The sequence below is a fragment of the Azospirillum soli genome, assembly GCF_017876165.1.
GTDB lineage: Bacteria > Pseudomonadota > Alphaproteobacteria > Azospirillales > Azospirillaceae > Azospirillum > Azospirillum soli.
The window spans coordinates 1-15,805 of sequence record NZ_JAGINQ010000025.1; the positions used below are offsets into that span (position 1 = coordinate 1).

The following is a 15,805-nucleotide window of genomic DNA, read 5'->3' on the forward strand; positions in this document are numbered from 1 at the left end:
GCAGATGGCCGTTATCTTCGGCGACCGGTTCGCAAGGGCGATGAACGCCTGAAACTGAAATCCGCCCCGCCGAGCACGAAATTCCGGATACTCCCGATTGACGGAACGAAAAAGATATACGCGACTGTTTTTTAGTTTTGCTCAGCATCCTCACCCTGGATAGCGGCCCGCCATGCCTTCCGCTGGCGGGCCTTATCATAAGCCTTTCTACTCCACCCATTAGGATGCGCTCAACACCCCCTTCCCCGAAGAACGCATCCACGGCCCGCCGGAGCGCGATCTACGACGTGCCGAGCGCGCAAAAAACGTTATGGGACCAACTGCGCTACCCTTCCCGTCGCCCGTTCGGCAACCTCCACCGAGATTGCCGCCCAGACCTTCGCCGGCAGATCCAGTGCTGGTTTCCATTCCCCGGTGCGCGGGTGCCGGTAGGTGGGTACCGTGATATCCGCCTGTCCGCCCTCCGCCCGACGCATGGTGATGCCCTCGATCAGGACGTGAACGCCCGCGATGTCGATCAGCACCGACGCAACGGCCAGGATCGGGCCACGGCCGAACCGCTCCACCGCCACCACCTCATATTCGACCGTCACGCGGTCGGAATCAGCAACGTCCATGATCGCCCCCACCGGTAAGAGCCGGTGTACCAGCGCCAGCCGGGCGGCGTGCACCACCTCGACGCGGCGTTGCTGGCGCGGAGCACGCCTGTTCACCGTTGAGGATCGCAAGCTGTTCCTCGACATGGCGCAGCAGGTCCGCCACCGGTTCCCCCCGGTTCATGGCCGTGACCAGCTGGGGGTGTATACGGCGCAGCTGCGCAATCTCCACCGGGGTCGCGCCGTCCGCGTAGATCAGCGCCAGCGGGCGCGGCGGGGGCGGCTTGATCGGAATAGACATGGGTCAACCTCATATCAGCAGCAGCCCACCAGGGCGGGCGTCGGTGTCGTAGATGCTGGGGGCGTTCTCTTCGGCCATGACGCGGCCAACGGCCATGGCGGCGGCCACCGCGCCGTCAATGCGGCCCGTGGACCGTTCCTTACTGAACTTCTCGTTTTCGGCGTCGTCCTTCACGGCCCGCAGGTTGGCGAAGCACATCCGCAGAACGGGGTTGCCGCCGTGGTGGAACTGCCCGCCCAGGATCGCGCGCTTCAGCTCCTTCACCGCACCGGCCCGGCCATGCTGGCGAAGCCCTGCCCGAACTCCGCGACCGTCAGGCCCTCGCGCTGCAACGCCGTAGTGACGGCGGTGCTGTTCCAGCGGTCGATTGCCACCTCTTGCAGATCGAACCGCTTCCCCAGCCCCACCGTGTAGGCGATCACCGCCGTATGGTCGACTCGGTTCCCTTCCGTGACGGTCAGGAACCCTTCATCCCGCCAGCGCACATAATCGGCCCGATCCTTCTCCGCCTTCTTCGCCAGGGAGGCTTCCGGCAGAAAGAACATGGGCACCACGTCATAGCTGCGGTTGCCGTCCTCCCCGCTGGGGAACACCGCCACCACCGCCGTCAGGTCCTCGACGCTCGACAGGTCGACCCCAACCCAGCACGCCCGGCCCTCCAGATCGGCCAACGCCGCCAGGGGTTCGGCCTTGTCGTAAAGCACCGGGTCCAGCCAGGGGTTCGCCGCGCCCTCCTGCCAGAGGTTGAGATGAAACCTCTTGAAGTCCGCGAGGTCGGCGGGGAAGTGCTCGATCCGCCGCGCCTTGATGCGCAGTTCCTCCAGCGATAGGAAGCCGGCGGCCAGCGCCGGGTTTGCCTTGAACCACTCCGCCTCGTCCTGCCAATCGGCGTCCGGATCAGCAGCAAAGATGATCGGCGCAAAGGTCGGGTCCTCCACCTCCCCACGGGCCACGGCAAGGCTGTGCCGCCACAGGTCAAAGGCCAGCCCGCCAGCACCTTCCCCGGCGGTGGAAATCACCACCGTCAACGGCTCGTCGCGCTTGACCATGGAATCTCGCACCACGCCGAACAGCTTCCGGCCCTCCACCGCCGGCCATGCGTGCACCTCGTCCGCCAGAAAGAACGAAGCGTTCATCCCGTGTTTCGAGTAAGCTTCGCTGGAAATGGCCTTCAGCTCGGAGCTGGTCCGGCGGTGCGTCAGGCGCTTGCGGCTTTCCGACGCGCGCACCCGGCGCAGCAAGGCCCGATCCTGCTTCACCATCTCGTGCGAGTGCTTGAAGGCAATGCCGGCGTTCTCGCGGTCGGCGGCGGCCTGGATCACCTGCCCACCCGGCTCGGACATCGGCCCCATGAAGTGGGCAAGGCTCAAGGCGCTGGCCAGCGTCGTCTTGGCGTTCCCTCTTGGGATCCAGATGCAGGCCAACCGCACCAGCCGCCGGCCGTCGCGCGTGCTGGGGCCATAAATGCGCCGGATGATCGCTTCCTGAAACGGGTTCAGCAGGAACCGAGCACCAGCGAACCCTCCCACAGTCGCAGCATCCGCACGAACCTGCACACCCGGTCGGCGCGGCCGGTCGGGTCCGGGTAGAGCGCCGGATCAGGGCAAAAGGTCGGCGTCCCAACCATCGTCGTCCCCTTCGCCGGTTCCGCCCTTCACGCCGCGGCGGTGCGGCGTCAAGCCCAGTTCCGCAGCGAGTAGCCGGGCCTCGCGCATCGCGCTCCCCTGCATGCGGAAAGCTGGGTGCGCCTTTGGTCCTTTGTCCGTGGAGACGGTGCGCCCCTCCACCTTCATGATCTCCTCGAACTCCCGAACCTGCCCGACGGCGATGCAGTACGACTCCAGCGTTGCCAAGGTGTCGTCCGACAGAAGCCGGCGCTCGTGCAGCTCCTTGGCCGCGCGCTTCCATTCCTTCTTGGCGTGCGGTGCCAGCCAGGACGGCGGCGACGGACAACGCTTCGGCGCGTCCTCAACCTCCACCGGGGCGGACTTCCGACCCTTCACAGGAGAAAATCCCATTTTCCGGGCGAGTGCGCGCAGGACCACCCACCGGTCCCGGCCCTCTCTGCCTGAAATTCCGAACCCCCTCCCCCCTCAGGCGCAACATTGTTGCGGGTTTGGCCCGGCTGCCACGCTCCCCGGTCCTGCCCCATGCTCTTCCTGTTGTGGCAATCGTGGTGCATCGGCTGCCAGTTGGAGCGGTCCCAGAACAGCTTTTGGTCGCCTTTGTGCGGGGCCTTGTGGTCAACCACGTCGGCGCGCTGGCCGCAGCCACAGGCGCACAGGCGGTTCCTTGGCAGGGCGAGGAAGGCTTTGCTTTCCCGCTCCCACGCGCTGGTGTAGCCGCGCTGGCGAGCGCCGCCGCGCCGCTGGTCATAGTCCTTCGCACACAAGGGGCAGCGCTTCCCCGTGTAGGGAGGGTGCCCAGGTCGTGGGCAGTGCTTGGGCGGGGCGTAGGGCATGGCGGATGCTCCCTGCCGTCCGCCACCCCACCACGGTCAGGCTGTGGCGGGGCGGGACGGGTCTTGCGTCAGGTCGGCGGGTTGGCCGTGGGCATGTGCGCCGGATGCCCCAGCACGGCCAGGACGCCCACGTCAGCGGCGGCACCGTTGCCGGCCGGCGTGATGGTGATCCGGACGAACTGGCGATAGCCGACGTAGCCCAGCTTGCGCGTCTTGCCGTCGTCCGCATGGGTGAAGCCGGCCAGCCCCAGCGAGCCAAGGAGCTGGTCACCGGGCACGGCCACCGCGTCCGACAGGTTCGGGGCGTCCCCGTGCTCCACCGTGACGGCGAACGTGGCGTCCGCGTCGGCGATGGTGCCGATCATCGGGACGAAGGTCAGGGAGCCATAGCCGGCGGTATCGATGATGGCGGACACCAACGCCGTGTTGTCCGTGACCCGCGTCGGCGGAATGGCCGTGATCGGGTGGACGTGGTTCATCAGGTCGCGCATGGTCGGTGCCTCCCTTACTCGGCCGCCTGGATGACAAGCTTGCGGATCGCCTCGGCCTTGCCGACACCACCGGCAACGCGGCGGCGGCCATGGAAGCGGGTCATGCCCTTGTGGGCCACGGTGAACGGGTCGCGCAGCAGCGACAGGGGCACGCGGTCGAAGATGCGGTAGCCCTGCATGAAGTCGCCGAAGGCGATGGGGCACGCGCCGGCCGCGATGCTCGGCATGTCCGGGCACTCGCACACCGGGCGGCCCAGGATCGTCGGCGGGGTGTCCGCCTTGAAGCCGTCCGACCACAGGTATTCCCCGGTGGCGGTCTTCAACTTGCGCACGGCCGCCGTCGTGGTGCTGTTCATGTGCCACACGGCGTTGGCGCGGTACGGCGACGGCAGGGCGTAGAACAGGTCAATCAGCCCGTCCGCCGTGATCTGCGAGGCGTGCCCGCTGCGGGTGGTCAGAATGGCCTTGTCGTTCATGAAGCCCATCGGCTTCTTGACGCCGTTGCCGATGACGAAGGCCCCGCCTTCCTTGGCCCCGAACTCTTCGCCGAACTCGAACGCCAACAGGGCGTTGATGTCGAAGGCCGAGTCCTCCAACAGCGCGTTCGGGACATCGACGTAAGCCGTGATCTCCGCGACGGGGTATTCCGCCGCGCCGAAGCTGACGGTCGTTTCCTGCCGGTCCTCGGTATCCCCGGTCCACGTCGCGGTCATGCCGCCCGTGCGCTTGGGCAGGATCGCCGTGCCGGCGCCGATGCCCCGCACGTTCGCCACGGCGCGGACGGGGGAGAACAGCACCACGTTGCGCTGAAGCTCGGGGATGAACTCCGCCGGGGCCAGCACGCCGCCGTTGGTGTCATCGGACACCCGCAGGGAGCGGGTCTCTTCGGCGGTCATCTGCTCACGGCCCCGGCGGACGAACGCCTCAAAGGCGCGGGTCTCGGGGGCCGGGCCGTTGTTGCCGCGCTGCTCCGTGCCGCCTCCGCCAGCGCCAGGGCGACGAAGCGCGCGCTCAATGGCGTCCATGCGGGTGCGCAGCTCGGTAACGCCGGCCTCGGTGCCGTCGAGGCGCTGAGTCGCGGCCCCGGTGAACTCGTCCAGCGCGGCGCGGATTTCATCCGCCCCACCGCTGGCCATGGTGTCGTTGCCGGTGCCCTGTTCCTCGCGGGTCTCCCAGCCGCAGCGTGGGTCGATCTGGCCCAGCGCCAGCGCCGCCCCCACCGCCGTCATGGCACTGCTCCGGGTGTTCGTCAGGTGTCGCATTACTCCGTGCCTCCAATGAGTGCCGCAGCGCGGCGAAGGTGTGCCGCCAGACCTGCCGGGCCGGCGGCGGTGCGAACGCCCGTGATCCGCGCCTTCACATTCGAGGGGCGGACGACGGGAGAGATTTCGATCAGTTCGGCGGCGGTAATGGCGCGGGTGCCGTCCGCCAGGGTGCGGGCCGTGAGGGTGCGGAACCCGACCGACAGCCCGTCCAACGCCCCGGCCTTCATCAGCGCGTGCGCCTTGGCTCCGCCAGGAGCCTCAAGGACGAGCTGGCCGCGCACGAACAGGCCCTTGGCGTCCTCACGGACTTCCAGCCAGACGCCGATAGGTTCGTCGGGGTCGTGCTGCCACAGCATCAGCGGGCGCGTGCCGGCCTTGGCGTGCTCCTTCAGGGACGCGGCGAAGGCCCCCGGCATGAACACGGTGCGGTAGCTGTCCACCACGCCGAACACCGCGCCGTAGCCGGTGAAGGTGCCCGGCGCTTCCCCCTCGGTCGCGAAGCGGATTTCGATGTCACGCCGCTGCGTCGTCATCGGCGGCCCCCTCTTCCTTGTCGGTGGTGCCGGCGGCGTCCCCGGTCGGGGCCGGCGCGGTGTTGACCGGGCGCATGAAGGTTTCCCCGCCCTGGTAGCCGGGGCGGTTCTCCATCGCGCGGGCCTCGTTGGGGTTCAGCACGCCGCTGTTGATCGCCTTGCTGTATGCCTCGTAGCGCTTGGCGATTTCGGCGCGGGCGAGGTCATCCACCAAGAACTCGAAGTAATATTCCTCGCGTTCGTCTTCGGTCAGAAGGGAAAGTGCCAGCGCATCGCACCACAGTTTCAGAATAGGAAGGATGCAGTAGGTCAAGAACTGTTGACCCATCGCCTCCGCATTGTTGTGCGTGGCGCGATCCAAATCGTTCAGCATGTGAAGCGGGATGCGCCAGAAGCGGCTTATCTCCGCGATCTGGAACCGGCGCATCTCCAGCGTCTGCGCATCGACGGAAGACAGCTGCGTTTGCTCAAACTTCATGTCCTCTTCGAGGATCATGGTTTTTCCAGCGTTCGCACCGCCGACGTACCAGTTCGTGAACTGTGCTCGCAGCCGCCTCCAGGCGGCTTCACCCAAGGTCTTGGCATGGCGAAGGATACCGCTTGGCTTCGCACCGCGACCGAATAGGCCAGCACAGTGAGTCTCCAGCGTCAGGGCAAGCCCGATGGCCTCCCGTGCCAGCGTGACCGTGGATGCGCCCCGGTAGGTGTCCAGACCCACGCCCCGGACGTGGAAGATTTCGGCCCTGGTGTAGTCGCGCGGCTGCCCGTTCGGAGGCGTGTGGGTGTAGACCGGCTCCAGGGTCAACGGGTCCTGCTTCACCGCGACCAAGCGCGAGTCCAGCGGGATCAGCTCTTCCGCCAGTCCGGCCGCGTTCCGGTTCACGAAGGCGAAGGCGTTTCCGGCGGTGGCGAAGTGCGTGCCGAGGATCAGCCGGAATTCGCTGGCCGGGGTCCAGGCGTTCGCGGCCTTAGCGACCAACCTGTAGGCGGGATGGTCGGTGGCGCGCTCGCGGTCGTCATCGCCCTTCTTCCGGTACAGGTGAACCGGGAGCTGCGCCAGCGTCTCGGCAACGATCTTGATCGAGGCGAACGCAGGCGAGCACTTCAGGGCGGTTTCCGGAGTGACGTTCTCACCCGAAACAGTCGGCCCCAAGCCACCAAGCACGAAGGCGACGAACGGGTTATTCAAGTCGAAGGATTCGCCCCTCGTCTCTTCCGCTCTTCCCTTGCCTTTGCTGAACTTCCACACGTTTGCCGCCCGGTTAAGCTGTAGCTCAGGGGCAAGCGTGATGACGATCCACTGAAATCAAAAGGGGGTATTTAATTTCAGTAGAGTGCGTCGCGGTCAGCGGTCGTGAGTATTTCGAAGATGCGCCGGCGACTGTTCGGAAACCGCAGGTCCATCTTCAGGATCTGCCACAGCAAGGCGGCGGTCGGCTCATCCGGCGGCGTGTCGAGGTCGCGGTGATGCAGCCACGCGGCGGCGGTGTAGCGCTGGTGCACGTTGGCGATCCGCTCAGCCGCTTCCCAGGCGGACAGATCGGGGAACCTCTCGCGCCAGAGACGAAGTATCAGGCGCGTCACGCTGGCGCTTCTTTTCGACTTTCCACCACGGCTGCTGCCCTGGTCCGTGGTCGAGGTGCAAGGCCCTCTCGATTCCGCACTCGGGATCGGAGAGGTAGACGCCCAGCCGGGCGCGCAGCCATTCGATGTCCGCCGGACCGGCGGTGCCCATAGCGATGCGCTTGAGGATCATAGGGGCCGGCGCGGTCATCGGCGCCCTCGGCGCATCTCGTCCGATGCAGAGTCGAGGTCGGCATAGGCCCGGCGCAGCAGCTCCTTGGTCGCGGCAGACAGCGTGCGCGGGCCGGCCGGGCGATCCTCTTCGCGGTCGGGGCGCGCCGGCTCCTTCACTTTGCCGCCCTTTGCGATCACGCTCAGCCGCTCCCATTCGAGGCGCAGCCGCGCCCGCTCTGCATCGAGGACGGGCGCCAGCTCGGCCCAGCCGGGCCACCACTCGAACCGCCGTACGACGCGCAGCAACAGGTCGTGATCGTCGAACAGCACCGCCGGGTATCGCTCCCGCACGATGTCGGAAACGGCCGCGGTCAGCTTGGTTGCCGGGGGCAGGTTGCTCCCGTTGAGGCGCGCAGCGAAATGCGCAACCCAGCGCTGGGCAAGGTCGACGTCAACTGGCCCGGAGTGGACCCGCAGCACCCCCAGCGCGTGCACGGCTTCGCGCCGCAGTTCCTCCGACACGACGCGAGGGGGCACCCACGGCGCCGGGCGTAGCTCATAGCCGTTCTCCGTCACCACGCCAGCGGTCGGGGTTTCAACCGCCGCCGCCAAGGTCGCGCTCCAAGATCTCGGCGAAGATGCCGCCGGCAGGCTGGCGGCCTCGGCGATGTCCTTGACGGTCGTGGTGCTCATGGTGGGTGCCCTCTGGCATGGGTCGGGTGCGGCTGGCGATGGCGTCGGCTATGGGCAGGTCGAAGTAATCCAGGCTGCCCGGCGGCCCCTGTGCGCCCCGTCGCGCCATGACGCGTTGGACGGTGGGATAAATGTCGAGTTCGGGGTCGGCACCGTCGGCAAGCCACTGCTGGACACGGCCATAGCTGCCAAGCCAGCGGGGATCATCGTGAACGCCTACAAGCCGCAGCACCTGCATGCCGACTTCGACCAGCCGTGCCCGCGCGTCAGCAGCAGGAGGATCTTCTTTCCCTTGATTCTCTTCATTGTTCTTGGTCCTCTTTCGGTCCCTCTTCGGTCCCGTTCGTGGTCCAGCTTCGATCCTCCTTCGGCTCAGAAGGATGCCCAAGGCCTTGATATACCGCGTAATTTACGATCCTGATTATGGTCCCGGCGCGGTGCGGACAGCGGTCCAAAAATCGCTCGATGATACCTTCATCGAGCATGCGTTGAAGCAGCGCCCGGAGGGTGTTGCGGTGCAGGCCGAAGTCCTCCGCAAGCTCACGCTCGGCAATCAGCAGTTCGCCAACGCCCAGCGTCACCGGGCCAAACTTCGTTGGGATGCGCGTCTCGCGCCATTGTGCAGCGGCGATCATCCAAGCGAAGACGCCGGCTTCCTGCTTGCTGCGAAAAGCGGGGTGCTCCCAGAGCCGCCGGTATTGGCGCGTATATCCACCGTCGGGATTTATCTTCAACTCGCGCGCAATCACGCGGAGGCTCCCGCCTCCGCAAGAGTGCCGTCGAGGCTGGCAGCGTCACGCGCCGCCACTTGGGCCGTGACCCATCCCTCGACTTCGCTCTCAAGCCAAGCGACACGGCCAGCCCCGAGAGATACCAGCCTAGGGAATTTTCCGTCGCGTTCGAGTCGATAGATAGTGGCCCGCGAGAGGGTCGTACGGTCCTGAACCTGCTTCACAGCCAAAAGGCGGGGGGCGGGCATGATGGCGCTCCAGACGACGATCATATAGCGTTATGGTAACACATAGCGTCACTCAATGAAGAATGGCGTTACTAACGCATCGCGTCAACTTTATTGTTCGCGTCAGAGTTTGGTCGGGAGAATCGAATGTTCACCATCGCTGGCTTGGCGCGTCGAACCGACTTGCCCCGCCGTATTGTTCAGTTCTGGGCTGACAAGGGGGCCATTGTTGCCGCAAAGACGGAAGGCGATGCGCCGCGCCTGTTCTCGACACAGGAATTGCGGATTGCCCGCTTGCTGGCGCAGCTCCATAGCGTTGGAGCATCCATTGCGACGATTCGAACGTTTGCTGGCGCGATCCGGATTACGCTGCAAGATGCTGAGTACCAACGCGAAGGCCACACGGCTGAGACGATCGATACAGCGCTCTCTGGCGAGCCTGCTTGGCTGATCGTTTCGTTTCCGAACAATGCCGGAGACGAGCGGAGCGAAAACGCCCTAGGCGGCGTCACCAGTTCTTTTACCGAGTTCGACGGCGGCGGAGGCTGGGATTGGACCTACCGGTTCACCAAAGACGAAACTGAGGTTGGAGCGGTCGTGACGCAAATGACCAGCGTCTACCCGACGCGTCCAGTCGTCGTGTTCAATCTCACCCAGGCGCTCTACTACCGTCCGAACGCGGCAAAGATGGAAGACGAGTAAGGCTGGCCGCCTGAGGGTTCTAGACTTCTTCCCTCTAAAGCCCGGTCCAGCCGGCAGTGACCGAGAGAACACCGGCAGCTCGCGGCTGGTACTCCATCCAGCGCGGCGAGCATAGGCCTCCAGGCAGAAAGAAAGGGCGCTCCACCGGGGCGCCCTTCCTGTTTGCGTCCTTGCGTGCCCCACGCCCCTCGCACATTCAAGCCTGCACGCCGCTGTGCCCCATATGTGCCCCAAACGGAAACGGGGCCGCCGAAGCGACCCCGTTACGAAGGCTAGAGCCTTGAAAAGCTTGGTGATCCGGGTGGGACTCGAACCCACGACCACATGATTAAAAGTCACGTGCTCTACCGACTGAGCTACCGGATCAGCTCTCGCGAAACTGTGGCGGGCGTGGGTGGTGGGCAAGCGCCTGACCACCGGTTACTTCTCGCCGCCAGCGCGGAACGGGCGCACCATAGGGGGGAGCGCTCCGCCGGTCAACTACAGGGTTGACCATAGCGCACAAAAATTGCCCGTCTCCCTACAGCACCCCAATCAGGATCGTCACTGCTTTAGCGTCTGTACCGCCTTGCTGGGGTCGGCGGACTCCCGCGCGAAGCGCTCGGCCAGATGCTCCGCCACGCGGCCACTGACGAAGTGGCGGATGTCGCCGCCAAGGCGCCCGATCTCCTTCACGAAGCGCGAGGAGATGAACTGGTGCTTTTCCGAGGCCATGAGGAACATGGTCTCAACCTTCGGATTCAGGCGGGCGTTCATACCCGCCATCTGGAACTCGTATTCGAAGTCCGAAACAGCGCGCAGGCCGCGGATGATGACATTCGCGTTCACCTCGATCGCGAAGTGCATCAGCAGCGTGTCGAAGGCCCTCACTTCGATGCTGGCACCGTTGTTCAGGGCGGCCAAGTCCTCGCGCACCATGGCGACCCGCTCGTCCGTCGAGAAGAGCGGGCCTTTGCCGGCGTTGCGGGCGACGCCGACGATCAGGTGATCGACCAGCCGCGAGGCACGCTGGATGATGTCCAGATGCCCGTTGGTGATCGGGTCGAAGGTGCCGGGATAGACACCGATGCGGCGCTTGGCCATGGGAGTACCCTTCCGCCCTTTTCTCAGTCGCTCACGCTCTCAGAGCCGCCGTCCGCAGCACCGCCATCGGATGCGCCGCCGTCCACAGCGCCGTTTTCAGCGACACCGTTCTCGGCAACACCGTTCTCGGCGGCGCCATTGCCGTTCCCGTTGTCCTCCTCCTCCTCGATGGAGGCGACAGAGACCACACGTTCGTCGGCGCCGACGCGGAACAGGGTGACGCCCAGCGTCTTGCGGCCGGCGATTCGCACGTCGTGAATCGGCATGCGGATGACCTGGCCGCCGTTGGTGACCATCATCACCTGATGCGTCTCCTCCACCGGGAACGCGGCGACGATGGCGCCGTTGCGCTCGCCCATCTCCATGTTCCAGATGCCCTGGCCGCCACGGCCGGTGACGCGGTACTCGTAGGACGAGGTGCGCTTGCCGTAACCGCGCTCGGTCACGGTCAGGATGTACTGCTCAAGGCGCTTCAGCTCCTCGTAGCGCTCCTGGGTCAGCGTGACGGCCTCGGCCGGGACCTCGTCGGCCTCCGGCGCCGCCTCGCCTTCCATCTCCACGCCTTCCTCGCGCTTCTTTTTGAAGTAGGCGGCGCGCTCCTCGGGGCTGGCCTCGACGTGGCGCAGCGTGGTCATGGAGATGACCTCGTCGCCCTCGGCCAGCCGGATGCCGCGCACGCCGGTCGAGGTGCGGCCGGCGAAGACGCGCACGTCGTCCACCATGAAGCGAATGCACTTGCCGCCGCCGGTCGCCAGCAGGACGTCGTTCTGCTCCGAGCAGGTGCGGACGGCGATCAGGCGCTCGCCCTCCTCCTCCAGCTTCATGGCGATGAGGCCGTTGGAACGGATGTTGGCGAAGTCCGACAGGCGGTTGCGGCGCACGTTGCCCTTCGACGTCGCGAACACGACGTGCAGGTCGGCCCAGGCCGCCTCGTCCTCGGGCAGCGGCAGGACGGTGGTGATCGTCTCGCCGTCGATCAGCGGCAGCAGGTTGACGAAGGCCTTGCCGCGCGCCTGCGGGTTGCCCAGCGGCAGGCGGTAGACCTTCAGCTTGTAGACCATGCCGCGCGAGGAGAAGAGCAGCAGCGGCGTGTGCGTGTTGGCGACGAACAGGTCGCTGACCGCGTCCTCCGCCTTCATCGACATGCCGGACCGGCCCTTGCCGCCGCGCTTCTGCGCCCGATAGGTGGAAAGCGGCACGCGCTTCACGTAGCCGGACTGGCTGACGGTGACGACCATGTCCTCGCGCTGGATCAGGTCCTCGATGTCGGCCTCGAACTCCAGCTCCTGGATCTCGGTGCGGCGCGGGTTGCCGAACCGCTCCTTCATCTCGATCAGCTCGTCGCGCAGGATGCCCAGCAGCTTCGCGCGGTTGGCCAGCGTCTCCAGATAGTCGGCGATCTGGTCGGTGACGTCCCGCAACTCGGCGCCGATCCGGTCACGCTCCAGCCCGGTCAGGCGGTGCAGGCGCAGGTCCAGGATGGCCTTGGCCTGCTCTTCCGACAGGCGGTAGGTGCCGTTGGCGCCGACGCCCCGGCCCGGCTCGTCGATCAGCTCGATCAGCGGGGCGACGTCCATGGCCGGCCACTCGCGCGCCACCATCTGCTCGCGCGCCCAGGTCGGGTCAGGCGCGCTGCGGATCAGCGCGATCATGGCGTCCAGGTTGGCGACGGCGACGGCCAGGCCGACCAAGGTGTGGGCGCGCTCGCGTGCCTTGCCCAGCAGGAATTCGGTGCGGCGGGTGATGACCTGCTCGCGGAAGCGGACGAACGCCTTGATGATGTCAAGGAGGTTCATCAGCTCCGGACGGCCGCCGTTCAGCGCCAGCATGTTGACGCCGAAGGAGGTCTGCAGCTGGGTGTGGCGGAACAGCTGGGCCAGCACCACGTCCGGCACGGCGTCGCGCTTCAGCTCGATCACCACGCGGACGCCGTCGCGGTCCGACTCGTCGCGCAGGTCGGAAATGCCCTCGATGGTCTTGTCGTTGACGACCTCGCCGATGCGCTCCATCAGCTTGGCCTTGTTGACCTGATAGGGGATTTCCGTCGCCACGATGGCGAAGCGGTCCTTGCGGATCTCCTCGATCTCGGTCTTGGCGCGCAGGATGATCGAGCCGCGCCCGGTCTGAAGCGCCGAGCGGCTGCCCGAGCGGCCGAGGATCAGGCCGCCGGTCGGGAAGTCCGGACCGGGGACGATGTCCATCAGCTCGTCGAGCGTGATGTCGTTGTTGTCGATGTAGGCGCAGCAGGCGTCCACCACCTCGCCCAGATTGTGGGTCGGGATGTTGGTCGCCATGCCGACGGCGATGCCGCCGGCGCCGTTCACCAGCAGGTTCGGGAAGCGCGCCGGGACGACGGTGGGCTCGCGGCCCGAATCGTCGTAGTTCGCCTGGAAATCGACGGTGTCCTTGTCGATGTCGTCGAGCAGCGCCTCCGCCGCCTTGGCCATGCGCGCCTCGGTGTAGCGCATGGCCGCCGCCGGGTCGCCGTCCATCGAGCCGAAGTTGCCCTGCCCGTCGATCAGCGGCAGGCGCATGGAGAAGTCCTGCGCCATGCGGACCATGGCGTCGTAGATCGCGCTGTCGCCGTGCGGGTGGTATTTACCCATCACGTCGCCGACGATGCGCGCCGACTTCTTGTAGGGCTTGGTCGAGTCGTACCCGCCCTCCTTCATCGCGTAGAGGATGCGCCGGTGCACGGGCTTCAGCCCGTCGCGCACGTCGGGCAGCGCGCGGCTCACGATCACGCTCATCGCGTAATCGAGATACGAACGCCGCATCTCGTCTTCGATCGTGACCGGCGCGATGTCGGAGGCGGGAGGAAGGGGGGTCGTGCTCAAGGAGACAAACTCGTTCGGCTGGCTTCTGCGGCGCTCAGGCATTGCGCACGGCCCAACGGACCGATGCGACTAATATAGGTACTGCTACCAGCTTTCGCATGTGCACACAACGCCACCAGCCGTCGCATTTCCGGTCAAGACAGTTCAGCGACGGCTCAGAAGCGCAAAGCGCAGCGAAAGTATGGTCACCGATACCACACTGGCGATCAGAATTCCCTCGAAAAGACCACGCTCGCCCCGCTCCATTACGAACGCGAGAAATGCGGATACGGGAATCATCACCACCGCGTACGAAATGAAATGCAGCGCCGTGGGGATCCAGGCGTCGTGCCGCCCGCGCAGCGCGTTCGCCATCACCACCTGCCCGCCGTCGGCCACCAGCACCCAGGCGGTGAAGGCGATCAGCGGCGCCACCCGCACCAGCAGATCCGGATCGGCGGTGTAGATGGCCGCCAGATGCTCGGGCACCGCTAGGTACAGCACGCCGACTCCCGCCAGGATCACGCTGGTGACGCCAAGCCCGGTCCAGCCGGCCAGCACCATGTCCAGCCGGTCGCCGCGCCCGTAGGCGACCCCGACCCGCACCGCCGTGGCGGAGGCCAGCCCCACCGCCGCCATGAAGGGCAGCGCCGTCAGGTTCAACCCTACCGTGTAGGCGGCGAGCGCCATCGGCGAGATCATTCCCGCGAACAGGCCGAGCCCGGCAAAGGCTCCGCTCTCCACCGCGAGGCTCAATCCAGCAGCGTAGCCGAGGTGGCGCTGCTTGTGGCTCTCGCGCCACCACGCCCCCACCCGCTCCCGCACGCCCCAGCGCTCGTGGTCGCTCATCCACCACGCGTAGGCGAACAGCCCCAGCCCCATCATCCAGCGCACCGCCGTGGTCGCCCAGGCCGAGCCGACGGCGCCCATGGCCGGAAAGCCGAAATGCCCCCAGACCAGCGCCCAGGCCAGCAGCGCGTTGACCAGATTGCCGATGATCATCGCCACCATGCCCGGCAGCGGCCGCTTCAGCCCCTCCAGGAAAAAGCCTGTGGCAACGTACAGCATCATGCCCGGCGCCCCGTATCCGAGCACGGCCAGCACCGCACCGCCGCCGGCCGCCAGGTCCGGCGACTGCCCGGTCAGGCGGAAGAACGGCTCCCCCGCCAAGGACACCAGCGCGAACAGGAGACCCAGCAGCAGGCAATAGGGAATCGAGCGGCGCCACACCCGCCCGCACTCCTTTTCGTCGCCTGCGCCCAGGGCGTGGGCGGTCATGGCGACCACGCCCATCAGCAGCCCGACGCCGGTGCCGACCATCAGATTCGCCGGCAGATGCGCCAGCCCGTAATAGGCGAGTTCCTGGGCGCTGAACCGGCCGACGATGGCGGTGTCCACGGCCATCATCACCACCAGCCCGGCGCGCGAGATGATCACGGGGGTCGCGAGCCGCAGCAATTCGCCCACATGGGCGCGCAGGCGGTCGGCAATGCGAGAGGCGGGAAGCGTGCTTTCGGTCATCGAGAGGATCGTTCGTCCGGGCGGCGGGAAAGCCGGCCATCTTGACCGCGCGGCGTACCACGTCAAGTGGTAGCGTGCTCTCCGTTCGCTCCGTTGCAAAACGCGCCGGAGGTCCGGAACCAACGAAGGTGGCGTGGCGTTGACAAAGCAACATCATCCACTGAGGAGTTCGGGGCCATGACCCGTGCGATCCGGTTTCCTGCGCGCGAAATCGCGCTTGCCAGCTTCGTTCTGGCCTTTGCCGCCTTGCTCGCCGGCTGCAACACGGTGGAAGGCATGGGGCAGGACGTGAAGGCGGGCGGGCGCGCCGTCGAACGGGCGGCCGAGTAAAGGCGGGGACGGGAACCATGAGCGATCCGATGTATCCCGGCGTGAACCCGGGCGGTCCGGGCGAAATCCCCGCCCCCACCACGCCGACCACGCCGACTCCGGACCAGCCGAGCACGCCCGATCCCTACCCCGTGCCGGACAACCCCAGCGTGCCGCCCGAAGTACCGCCGCCGGCTGAGCAGCCGATGCCGGGCGAACCGCGGCCGACGCGGGCCTGATCCCGCCGGCCTGATCCCACCCGCATGATCCCGCCGAACGGCCCTCTTCCACCCATGGTGGGAGAGGGCCGTTGCGTCCTGCAACCGGGGCGCCGATAGT

20 protein-coding genes and 1 tRNA gene are annotated in these 15,805 nt (G+C 66.5%); 3 read left to right on the plus strand and 18 right to left on the minus strand.

What is annotated here, in order from left to right:
• Positions 1-308: 308 nt before the first annotated feature.
• The 14 genes from J2852_RS26380 to J2852_RS26445 form a co-directional block, all read right to left on the minus strand.
• Positions 309-617 carry a hypothetical protein gene (locus tag J2852_RS26380; RefSeq protein WP_209881450.1) on the minus strand — a complete coding sequence of 103 codons (309 nt, stop codon included), beginning with the start codon at positions 615-617 and terminating at the stop codon, positions 309-311.
• Positions 604-897: a hypothetical protein gene (locus J2852_RS26385; protein WP_209881451.1), complete on the minus strand. Its 294-nt coding sequence runs from the start codon at positions 895-897 to the stop codon at positions 604-606. Before J2852_RS26385 ends, J2852_RS26380 begins: the two co-directional genes overlap by 14 nt.
• Before the next feature lie 9 nt (positions 898-906).
• A complete protein-coding gene (locus J2852_RS26390; RefSeq protein ID WP_209881453.1) occupies positions 907-1,161 on the minus strand; it encodes a terminase TerL endonuclease subunit in 255 nt (84 codons plus the stop codon).
• Positions 1,158-2,426, minus strand: coding sequence for a terminase large subunit (locus J2852_RS26395; protein ID WP_209881455.1), 1,269 nt, complete (start codon positions 2,424-2,426; stop codon positions 1,158-1,160). Before J2852_RS26395 ends, J2852_RS26390 begins: the two co-directional genes overlap by 4 nt.
• Before the next feature lie 69 nt (positions 2,427-2,495).
• Positions 2,496-2,900 (minus strand): phage terminase small subunit P27 family, encoded by a 405-nt coding sequence (locus J2852_RS26400; protein ID WP_209881457.1) that lies wholly within the window; start codon positions 2,898-2,900, stop codon positions 2,496-2,498.
• A 526-nt stretch (positions 2,901-3,426) separates the two neighbouring features.
• Positions 3,427-3,849 carry a hypothetical protein gene (locus tag J2852_RS26405; RefSeq protein ID WP_209881459.1) on the minus strand — a complete coding sequence of 141 codons (423 nt, stop codon included), beginning with the start codon at positions 3,847-3,849 and terminating at the stop codon, positions 3,427-3,429.
• A 14-nt stretch (positions 3,850-3,863) separates the two neighbouring features.
• Complete coding sequence (locus tag J2852_RS26410; RefSeq protein WP_209881461.1) at positions 3,864-5,078, minus strand: phage major capsid protein; 1,215 nt, start codon at positions 5,076-5,078, stop codon at positions 3,864-3,866.
• A gap of 32 nt (positions 5,079-5,110) precedes the next feature.
• A complete protein-coding gene (locus J2852_RS26415) occupies positions 5,111-5,647 on the minus strand; it encodes an HK97 family phage prohead protease (protein ID WP_209881463.1) in 537 nt (178 codons plus the stop codon).
• Positions 5,628-6,896 carry a phage portal protein gene (locus tag J2852_RS26420; protein ID WP_209881464.1) on the minus strand — a complete coding sequence of 423 codons (1,269 nt, stop codon included), beginning with the start codon at positions 6,894-6,896 and terminating at the stop codon, positions 5,628-5,630. Before J2852_RS26420 ends, J2852_RS26415 begins: the two co-directional genes overlap by 20 nt.
• A 77-nt stretch (positions 6,897-6,973) precedes the next feature.
• On the minus strand, positions 6,974-7,231 hold the full coding sequence (locus J2852_RS26425) for a hypothetical protein (RefSeq protein WP_209881466.1): 258 nt from the start codon (positions 7,229-7,231) through the stop codon (positions 6,974-6,976).
• Positions 7,232-7,417: 186 nt separating this feature from the next.
• On the minus strand, positions 7,418-8,077 hold the full coding sequence (locus tag J2852_RS26430) for a hypothetical protein (protein ID WP_209881468.1): 660 nt from the start codon (positions 8,075-8,077) through the stop codon (positions 7,418-7,420).
• A complete protein-coding gene (locus J2852_RS26435) occupies positions 7,980-8,315 on the minus strand; it encodes a hypothetical protein (RefSeq protein WP_209881469.1) in 336 nt (111 codons plus the stop codon). Before J2852_RS26435 ends, J2852_RS26430 begins: the two co-directional genes overlap by 98 nt.
• A gap of 64 nt (positions 8,316-8,379) precedes the next feature.
• Complete coding sequence (locus J2852_RS26440; RefSeq protein ID WP_209881471.1) at positions 8,380-8,826, minus strand: GntR family transcriptional regulator; 447 nt, start codon at positions 8,824-8,826, stop codon at positions 8,380-8,382.
• Complete coding sequence (locus J2852_RS26445; RefSeq protein WP_209881473.1) at positions 8,823-9,080, minus strand: helix-turn-helix transcriptional regulator; 258 nt, start codon at positions 9,078-9,080, stop codon at positions 8,823-8,825. Before J2852_RS26445 ends, J2852_RS26440 begins: the two co-directional genes overlap by 4 nt.
• 102 nt (positions 9,081-9,182) lie before the next feature.
• Here J2852_RS26445 and J2852_RS26450 point away from each other — a divergent pair, with 102 nt between their 5' ends.
• The gene (locus tag J2852_RS26450; RefSeq protein ID WP_209881475.1) at positions 9,183-9,737 is read left to right on the plus strand and encodes a MerR family transcriptional regulator; all 555 of its coding nucleotides are present in this window, start codon (positions 9,183-9,185) and stop codon (positions 9,735-9,737) included.
• Between the two features lie 290 nt (positions 9,738-10,027).
• Here J2852_RS26450 and J2852_RS26455 read toward each other — a convergent pair.
• From J2852_RS26455 to J2852_RS26470, 4 genes are all read right to left on the minus strand, one after another.
• Positions 10,028-10,103, minus strand: a tRNA-Lys gene (locus J2852_RS26455).
• Positions 10,104-10,280: 177 nt separating this feature from the next.
• The gene (gene coaD, locus J2852_RS26460) at positions 10,281-10,820 is read right to left on the minus strand and encodes a pantetheine-phosphate adenylyltransferase (RefSeq protein WP_209881477.1); all 540 of its coding nucleotides are present in this window, start codon (positions 10,818-10,820) and stop codon (positions 10,281-10,283) included.
• A gap of 23 nt (positions 10,821-10,843) precedes the next feature.
• Entirely contained in the window at positions 10,844-13,657 is a 2,814-nt protein-coding gene (gene gyrA, locus J2852_RS26465) for a DNA gyrase subunit A (protein WP_209881480.1), read from the minus strand.
• A 144-nt stretch (positions 13,658-13,801) separates the two neighbouring features.
• A complete protein-coding gene (locus J2852_RS26470) occupies positions 13,802-15,157 on the minus strand; it encodes an MATE family efflux transporter (protein WP_209881482.1) in 1,356 nt (451 codons plus the stop codon).
• A gap of 177 nt (positions 15,158-15,334) precedes the next feature.
• On the opposite strand from J2852_RS26470, the gene J2852_RS26475 reads away from it, so the two are divergent.
• The gene (locus J2852_RS26475; protein ID WP_209881484.1) at positions 15,335-15,487 is read left to right on the plus strand and encodes an entericidin A/B family lipoprotein; all 153 of its coding nucleotides are present in this window, start codon (positions 15,335-15,337) and stop codon (positions 15,485-15,487) included.
• 17 nt (positions 15,488-15,504) lie between these two features.
• The gene (locus J2852_RS26480) at positions 15,505-15,705 is read left to right on the plus strand and encodes a hypothetical protein (protein WP_209881486.1); all 201 of its coding nucleotides are present in this window, start codon (positions 15,505-15,507) and stop codon (positions 15,703-15,705) included.
• Positions 15,706-15,805: the final 100 nt, after the last annotated feature.

Excerpts from the sequence above, each read along its gene's own strand:
- J2852_RS26380 (WP_209881450.1), bottom strand. The coding sequence starts at position 617 with ATGGACGTTGCTGATTCCGACCGCGTGACGGTCGAATATGAGGTGGTG.
- J2852_RS26385 (WP_209881451.1), bottom strand. The coding sequence starts at position 897 with ATGTCTATTCCGATCAAGCCGCCCCCGCCGCGCCCGCTGGCGCTGATC.
- J2852_RS26405 (WP_209881459.1), bottom strand. The coding sequence starts at position 3,849 with ATGCGCGACCTGATGAACCACGTCCACCCGATCACGGCCATTCCGCCG.
- J2852_RS26410 (WP_209881461.1), bottom strand. The coding sequence starts at position 5,078 with ATGACGGCGGTGGGGGCGGCGCTGGCGCTGGGCCAGATCGACCCACGC.
- J2852_RS26415 (WP_209881463.1), bottom strand. The coding sequence starts at position 5,647 with ATGACGACGCAGCGGCGTGACATCGAAATCCGCTTCGCGACCGAGGGG.
- J2852_RS26430 (WP_209881468.1), bottom strand. The coding sequence starts at position 8,077 with ATGAGCACCACGACCGTCAAGGACATCGCCGAGGCCGCCAGCCTGCCG.
- J2852_RS26435 (WP_209881469.1), bottom strand. The coding sequence starts at position 8,315 with ATGCAGGTGCTGCGGCTTGTAGGCGTTCACGATGATCCCCGCTGGCTT.
- J2852_RS26445 (WP_209881473.1), bottom strand. The coding sequence starts at position 9,080 with ATGATCGTCGTCTGGAGCGCCATCATGCCCGCCCCCCGCCTTTTGGCT.
- J2852_RS26450 (WP_209881475.1), top strand. The coding sequence starts at position 9,183 with ATGTTCACCATCGCTGGCTTGGCGCGTCGAACCGACTTGCCCCGCCGT.
- coaD (WP_209881477.1), bottom strand. The coding sequence starts at position 10,820 with ATGGCCAAGCGCCGCATCGGTGTCTATCCCGGCACCTTCGACCCGATC.
- J2852_RS26470 (WP_209881482.1), bottom strand. The coding sequence starts at position 15,157 with ATGACCGAAAGCACGCTTCCCGCCTCTCGCATTGCCGACCGCCTGCGC.
- J2852_RS26475 (WP_209881484.1), top strand. The coding sequence starts at position 15,335 with ATGACCCGTGCGATCCGGTTTCCTGCGCGCGAAATCGCGCTTGCCAGC.
- J2852_RS26480 (WP_209881486.1), top strand. The coding sequence starts at position 15,505 with ATGAGCGATCCGATGTATCCCGGCGTGAACCCGGGCGGTCCGGGCGAA.